Source organism: Pseudomonas sp. FYR_5 (assembly GCF_043106315.1).
GTDB classification, from domain to species: domain Bacteria; phylum Pseudomonadota; class Gammaproteobacteria; order Pseudomonadales; family Pseudomonadaceae; genus Aquipseudomonas; species Aquipseudomonas putida_Y.
The window spans coordinates 24,552-31,590 of the sequence record NZ_JBICMK010000008.1; the positions used below are offsets into that span (position 1 = coordinate 24,552).

The 7,039-nt window shown below is 62.7% G+C and carries 7 protein-coding genes; 4 read left to right on the forward strand and 3 right to left on the reverse strand.

Features of this window, described 5'->3' with window-relative positions:
- From metK to ACF8RA_RS00725, 3 genes are all read left to right on the forward strand, one after another.
- Positions 1-1,191: a methionine adenosyltransferase gene (gene metK, locus ACF8RA_RS00715; RefSeq protein WP_003249375.1), complete on the forward strand. Its 1,191-nt coding sequence runs from the start codon at positions 1-3 to the stop codon at positions 1,189-1,191.
- Between the two features lie 228 nt (positions 1,192-1,419).
- Positions 1,420-3,120: an NAD-dependent DNA ligase LigB gene (gene ligB / locus ACF8RA_RS00720; RefSeq protein ID WP_392518679.1), complete on the forward strand. Its 1,701-nt coding sequence runs from the start codon at positions 1,420-1,422 to the stop codon at positions 3,118-3,120.
- A gap of 131 nt (positions 3,121-3,251) precedes the next feature.
- Positions 3,252-3,644: a DUF1090 domain-containing protein gene (locus ACF8RA_RS00725; RefSeq protein ID WP_084850245.1), complete on the forward strand. Its 393-nt coding sequence runs from the start codon at positions 3,252-3,254 to the stop codon at positions 3,642-3,644.
- Positions 3,645-3,832: 188 nt separating this feature from the next.
- Here the strand turns inward: ACF8RA_RS00725 and ACF8RA_RS00730 are convergent, their stop codons facing one another.
- Positions 3,833-4,291: a cytochrome c gene (locus tag ACF8RA_RS00730; protein ID WP_209969626.1), complete on the reverse strand. Its 459-nt coding sequence runs from the start codon at positions 4,289-4,291 to the stop codon at positions 3,833-3,835.
- A gap of 119 nt (positions 4,292-4,410) precedes the next feature.
- Between ACF8RA_RS00730 and ACF8RA_RS00735 the strand changes: the two genes are divergently transcribed.
- Complete coding sequence (locus ACF8RA_RS00735) at positions 4,411-5,562, forward strand: murein transglycosylase A (RefSeq protein ID WP_176683082.1); 1,152 nt, start codon at positions 4,411-4,413, stop codon at positions 5,560-5,562.
- Between the two features lie 111 nt (positions 5,563-5,673).
- Here the strand turns inward: ACF8RA_RS00735 and ACF8RA_RS00740 are convergent, their stop codons facing one another.
- Positions 5,674-6,060, reverse strand: coding sequence for an MAPEG family protein (locus ACF8RA_RS00740; protein WP_392514415.1), 387 nt, complete (start codon positions 6,058-6,060; stop codon positions 5,674-5,676).
- Between the two features lie 28 nt (positions 6,061-6,088).
- Positions 6,089-6,922: an EamA family transporter gene (locus ACF8RA_RS00745; RefSeq protein WP_176683080.1), complete on the reverse strand. Its 834-nt coding sequence runs from the start codon at positions 6,920-6,922 to the stop codon at positions 6,089-6,091.
- Positions 6,923-7,039: the final 117 nt, after the last annotated feature.

Sequence of the window (7,039 nt, forward strand, 5' to 3'; positions counted from 1 at the left end):
ATGAGCGAATACTCCCTTTTCACCTCCGAGTCCGTGTCCGAAGGGCATCCGGACAAGATCGCCGACCAGATTTCGGACGCAGTCCTTGATGCCATCATCGCTCAGGACAAATACGCCCGCGTAGCCTGCGAAACCCTGGTCAAGACCGGTGTCGCCATCATCGCTGGCGAAGTCACCACTTCGGCCTGGGTCGACCTGGAAGACCTGGTGCGCAAAGTCATCATCGACATCGGCTACAACAGCTCTGACGTCGGCTTCGATGGTGCCACCTGCGCCGTGATGAACATCATTGGCAAACAGTCGGTAGACATCGCCCAAGGCGTGGACCGCTCCAAGCCGGAAGACCAGGGCGCCGGTGACCAGGGCCTGATGTTCGGCTATGCCAGCAACGAAACCGAAGTCCTGATGCCTGCACCAATCTGCTTCTCGCACCGCCTGGTAGAACGCCAGGCCGAGGCGCGCAAGTCCGGCCTGCTGCCGTGGCTGCGCCCGGATGCCAAGTCGCAGGTCACCTGCCGCTACGAGAACGGCAAAGTGGTCGGTATCGACGCCGTGGTGCTGTCGACCCAGCACAACCCGGAGGTTTCGCAGAAAGACCTGCAGGAAGCCGTGATGGAGCTGATCGTCAAGCACACCCTGCCGGCCGAACTGCTGCACAAAGGCACCCAGTACCACATCAACCCGACCGGCAACTTCATCATCGGTGGCCCGGTGGGTGACTGCGGCCTGACGGGCCGCAAGATCATCGTCGACTCCTACGGCGGCATGGCCCGCCACGGTGGTGGCGCGTTCTCCGGCAAGGACCCGTCCAAGGTTGACCGTTCCGCCGCCTACGCCGGCCGCTACGTGGCCAAGAACATCGTCGCCGCCGGCCTGGCCGAGCGTTGCGAGATCCAGGTGTCGTACGCCATTGGCGTGGCCCAGCCGACGTCCATCTCGATCAACACCTTCGGTACCGGCAAGGTCTCCGACGACAAGATCATCCAGCTGGTGCGCGAATGCTTCGACCTGCGTCCGTACGCCATCACCACCATGCTCGACCTGCTGCACCCGATGTATCAGGAAACCGCTGCCTACGGCCACTTCGGCCGTACCCCGCAGCAGAAGACTGTCGGCGACGACACCTTCACCACCTTCACCTGGGAGCGCACCGACCGCGCCCAGTCGCTGCGCGACGCTGCCGGCCTGTAAGCTTCCTGCAGCACCAGATGAAAGCCCCTGCCGAGCGATCGGCAGGGGCTTTTTTGTGCCTGTCACGGCATTTTCATCGCCTGTGAGATAGAGCGCCGCGCTCGTTTCTTGTCCCACCTCGGGATTGGAGACGAGCACCTGCGAAATATCACCTGACAACTGCACACGCCAGCCGCCCCGCTACCCGCCTACGCTAAGCGCTTCACCGCCATGCAAGGATGCCAGGCCATGCCGTACCTGCTGTTGTTCGCCCTGCTATTTGCGCTGAACGTCCCATTGGCCAGGGCTGCCTCCTGCCCACACTGGGACCTGCAACAGGCCAAGGCCGAAGTTGCACAACTGCGCGCCACGCTTGCCCGATGGGACGAGCACTACCATCGCCAGGGCATAGCCCTGGTAGCCGACGAACTGTACGATCAGAGCCGCGAGCGCCTGAATCACCTGCAGCAGTGCTTCGCGGTTGGCACCAGCACCTCTCCCCTCGCCAGCGCTCGCGGCCCGGTCCCCCACCCCGTACCGCATACCGGCGTCGAAAAGCTGGCAGACCGCCAGGCCGTGGCGCGATGGATGGCCGGCAAGACCGGCGTGTGGGTACAGCCCAAGGTCGACGGTGTTGCAGTTTCCCTCACTTACCAGCAGGGCCGATTGGTACAACTGACCAGCCGGGGGGACGGTGTACACGGCCATGACTGGAGCCGACACATCCCACAACTCGGCGCTGTCACTCGGCAGTTGCCTGAGGCGGTCGACCTGCACTTGCAAGGTGAGCTGTATCTGCGCCTGGACGACCATGTGCAAGCCAAGGCAGGCAGCGCCAACGCCCGGGGTACCGTGGCAGGGCTGCTTGCACGCAAGCAACTGACTGGCGCACAAGGCAACGCTATCGGCCTGTTCGTGTGGGGCTGGCCGCACGGCCCCGAGCAACAGGCCGATCGCCTCGCCCAGCTGGCACGGCTGGGGTTTCCGGACAGCCAGCGTTACAGCATCGCCATCGACACGCTGGAGGATGCGGCACACTGGCGCGAGCACTGGTATCGCTCTGCTCTGCCCTTCGCCACCGACGGTGTGATCCTGCGCCAGGGCAGCCGGCCGCCTGCCGAGCGCTGGCAGGCCAAGGCACCTTACTGGATCGCAGCCTGGAAGTACCCTTATGCACAAGCCTTGGCTGAAGTACGGGACGTGCGCTTTCGGGTCGGCCGCACTGGCAGGGTCACGCCCGTTCTGCATGTGCAACCCGTTACCCTCGATGACCGTCGTATTACCCAGGTCAGCCTTGGGTCGCTGGCGCGCTGGCAAACCTTGGATATTCGCCCCGGCGATCAGGTGGCCATCAGCCTTGCCGGGCTGACCATTCCGCGGCTCGATCACGTCGTGCACCGCGCTGTAGAGCGCCAACCGATTACCGCGCCAGCACCCGAGCAGCATCATGCCCACAGCTGCTGGCAGGCCGGCGAGGGCTGCGATGAGCAGTTCATTGCCCGCCTCACCTGGCTTAGCGGCAAACAGGGCCTGGCCTTGCCGCGCACCGGGCCCGGCACATGGCGTCGGCTGGTCGAAGCGGGCCTGGTGACGTCCATGACCGACTGGCTGCAGCTCGATGCCGAGCGCCTGCAGCAGGCCCCCGGAATCAGCAGGCTCACTGCGGCACACTTGCTGGGCAGTTTCGACGAAGCACGCTCACGCCCCTTCGATCAGTGGCTGCGCGCCCTTGGCGCGCCCATTGGCAAGCATTTGCCACTGACTGGCGACTGGCAGGAACTGGCCTCACGCAGTGCCGGGCAATGGCAAACCGTGCCCGGCATCGGCGCAAAACGCTCGCGCCAACTTGTGGAATTTTTCGCGGCCGCTGAGGTGCAAGCCATTGCCGCACAGTTGGCAGAAACCGGTATAGAAGGGTTCTTGACCCCGTCCCAGCGCATTGAGCAATGATTTTTTACCAAATAGTGCGTAGGAAAAACCCGAGACTCGAGCAGAAAACCCCACCAAGGGTTTCTAAATGGGCAAAACCAAGGCAGGATTTCCACCAACTTTTGCTGCCCCGCCCCTTCAAGAGGCTTTTCATGAAACGTATTTCGACCCTTTTCCTACTCGCGACACTGGGCCTGGCTGCGGGCAGCGTGCAAGCTGCGCAGCCGGACCCGGGCCTGACCGGTTGCGCCGCCAAGCGTAGCGCCATCGAAAACCAGCTGAAAATTGCCCGTGACCACGGCAACAGCGATCAGGTTGCAGGGCTGGAAGAAGCCCTGCGCGGTGTGGACAACTGCACCGACGCCAGCCTGCGCAAAGAGCGTGAGCAGAAGGTGCTCGACGCACGCCATGAAGTGGCGCAGCGGGAAAAGGACTTGAAGAAGGCCGAGAAGAAAGGCGACGCCGAGAAAATCAACAAGCGCAAGGACAAGCTGGCCGAGTCGCGCAAAGAGCTGCAGGAAGCGGTCGACGATCTCGACCGCTAAGGCATCTGGCCGGCAAGCCTGGTCTTTGTGGGAGCGGCCTTGTGTCACGATAGGGCCGCACAGCGGCCCCGGCTATGCATGCATTTCTGCTGAAATCCTGGGGCCGCTGCGCGGCCCTATCGCGACACAAGGCCGCTCCCACAGGAATTTGTACACGCCTCGACGGTTTGCGCAAACAGCACAGCCATTCAATGATTACGAAATTCGCTATGACAGGCCTTGCACGCAGCCTCGACCTTGTCCATCGGTGCTTTCAGTTGCGCAGCATCCAGCGGCTGGCTGCGACTGACATCGACCAGTTCACCAGTGACACCTTCCAGTTGCCGGGCCAGGTCATGAAACCGCGCCTGGCGCTCCCACACCTCGGCGCGGGCGGCGCTGTCACCACCATCGCGCACCTGTGGAAAATGCTGCCACGGCTGATGCGACAGGCTGTCCAGCTTCAATGCACCGTCGGCAAACTTCACCCCGTCGAACGGCAACCGGCCACGCAGCATGCCGCCCAGGTCTTCGCTGGTCTTGAGCATGTCCTTGAAGATCACCTTGCGTTTCCCCAGCGGCGAGTTCGGGTCTACCCGGTCACACCCCGTCAGAGCCCCTCCCAGGGTAAGTACTGCCAGCAGAACAACGGTCAATCGCTTAAACATCACGCTCACTTCGGCCTACGCAAATGGGCGGCCAGTATCGCTGCCCCCAGGCCAAACACCAATAGCCACATAAAAGGCAGGGGCGAACCTTCATGTTCGCTTCTGACAGGAATGCACACATGAAATCTGCCCTGCGTCACCTGGCCTGGACACTGCCGGTGCTGGCTTTGCTGGCCGGCTGCAACGGCGGCGAGAGCGCCAAGCCCGAGCCCCACGCTGTCGCCACCTATGCCCCGGCCACTTGGAAAGACTTGCCGGCCGTCAGCGATGAAGACCTGCTGGCAGGCTTTTATGCATGGCGCAATGGCTGCGAAAAACTCAAGCGCGATCCGGTGTGGGCCGCCACCTGCGAAGCGGCCGGCAGTGCCACAGCCAGCGCCGCCCAAGTGCGTACCTTCCTTGAGCAGAACCTGCAGGTGTACGGCCTGCGCTCTGCAGAGAACAACGCCAATGGCCTGATTACCGGCTACTACGAACCAGTCTACCCAGGCAGCCTGAGCCAATCGGCAACCAACCATGTGGCAGTCTACGGCATCCCTGATGACATGATCGTGGTCGACCTGGCCAGCGTGTACCCCGAACTCAAGGGCAAACGCCTGCGCGGCCGTCTGGAGGGGCGGGTGCTCAAGCCATACGACACGGCCGAAGTCATCAACCGTAACGGCGTCAAGGCACCGGTGCTGGCCTGGCTGACCGACCCGATGGACCTGCAATTCCTGCAGATCCAGGGTTCTGGCCGGGTGCAACTGGAAGATGGCCGTCAACTGCGCCTGGGCTATGCCGACCAGAACGGCCACCCTTACCGGCCGATCGGCCGCTGGCTGGTGGAACAGGGCCAGCTGAAAAAAGAAGACGTGAGCATGGGTGCCATTCATGCCTGGGCCCAGGCCAACCCGCAGCGCGTACCAGAACTGCTGGCGAGCAACCCCAGCTACGTATTCTTCAGCACCCGCCCGGACAGCAACGAAGGCCCGCGCGGCTCGCTGAACGTACCGCTTACCGCCGGCTACAGCGTGGCCATCGACCGCAAGGTAATTCCGCTGGGCAGCCTGTTGTGGCTTTCCACTACGCGCCCGGACGGCTCGCCAGTGGTGCGCCCGGTGGGTGCGCAGGACACTGGTGGGGCGATTGCGGGTGAAGTGCGTGCCGACCTGTTCTGGGGCACTGGGCCGGAAGCCGGCGAGCTGGCGGGGAACATGAAGCAGCAGGGGCAGATCTGGATGCTCTGGCCTAAAGGCCAGCCGCTACCTGAGGTACCTAAGGTACCTTGATCGGCGGTGGATTCTTCGCGGGCTTGCCCGCTCCCACAGGTACACCACAGCCCTTGAATACTGTGGTGTACCTGTGGGAGCGGGCAAGCCCGCGAAGAAGGCCACTCGGTTTCAGATGGAAACCACGAAGAACGACACGATCAACGCCAAGCCGGCAAACCACACCAGCGACCGCAAGGCAGCCCAGTCGGCCAGGTAGCAGATGATGTAAAGCAAGCGGCTGGTGATATACATCACCCCCAGCACATCCTGGGTCACCTGCTCTGCATTGCCCACGATATCCGCCACAAGCACCGCCGCAGCAAATGCCGGAAACGCTTCGTAGCCATTCTGCTGCGCAGCATGGGCACGCCGTGGCAGGCCCGACAAGGTATCGAGGAAGGCTCGCGGATCGTGATTGTCCTTGAGGCCGAAGCGGCCACTGCTCGCCTTGGCGATCAAGGCACAAAGCGGGTTCAACAGCAGCGCAATCAGGATGCACCACAGGGCAACAGTCATGGACAGGACTCCTTGTTCAGTCTTCAGGTCAAAGCTTCATTACCAGCATGCCGGCCAACACCAGCCCGCAAGCTAGGAGTCTCGGCCCGCCAAAAGGTTCTTTGAGGTAGCGCATACCCAGCACCACCACCAGGATCACGCTCAACTCCCGCAGAGCCGCCGCCTCGGCCACTGACCCCAGGTGCATGGCCCACAGCACCAGGGCATAGCTGAACAATACGCAGAACCCTACCGCCAACCCAAGGCGCCATTGGGTTCGCCAGAACAGTACGAATGGCGCCCGCCGCGCGACGCTCGCCAACAACGGGAATTGCCAGGCGCTGAGCAGGGTCAACCAGACCAGGTAATCCCACGGTTTGCCCCACAGGCGCACGGCCTGGCCGTCGAACCAGGTGTAGCAACCAATGCACAGGCCAATCAAGGCAACCACCGGCAGCATCGACCATGGCAGCCGGTCACCGCCGCCGCCCTGCCACAACAGGCAGGCCATGCCACAGGGGATCAACAGGATACCGATGATCTGCTGCTGGCTCAGCGATTCCCCGGCAAAGGCCAGGGTCAGCCCCAGCACCACCAGCGGTGACAGCCCGCGCATCAGAGGATAGACCAGCCCCAGGTCGCCCACGCGGTAGGCCTGGATCAGCAGATAGCGGTACAACTGCTCAGCCAGTGCCGAGGCTACCAACCAGGGCCAGATTTCAGCAGGCGGAACATCGACAAAGGGCACCGCCAGCACCGCGAAGGCCAGCGCTACCGTGTCCATGCTGGCAATTACCAGCAAGCGCTCGCCACTGAATTTGATCAAGGTATTCCAGGTTGCATGCAGCAGGGCGGCAACCAGCACCAGAGATGTTGCCAACACGCCTTCTTATCCTTATGGCTTTTCATGGCTGTGAATATATAGCGTTCAGGGGGGCTTTGTGGGAGCGGGCATGCCCGCGAAGAATGCAACTCGGTGTATGGCACCGGCTTTGCCGGT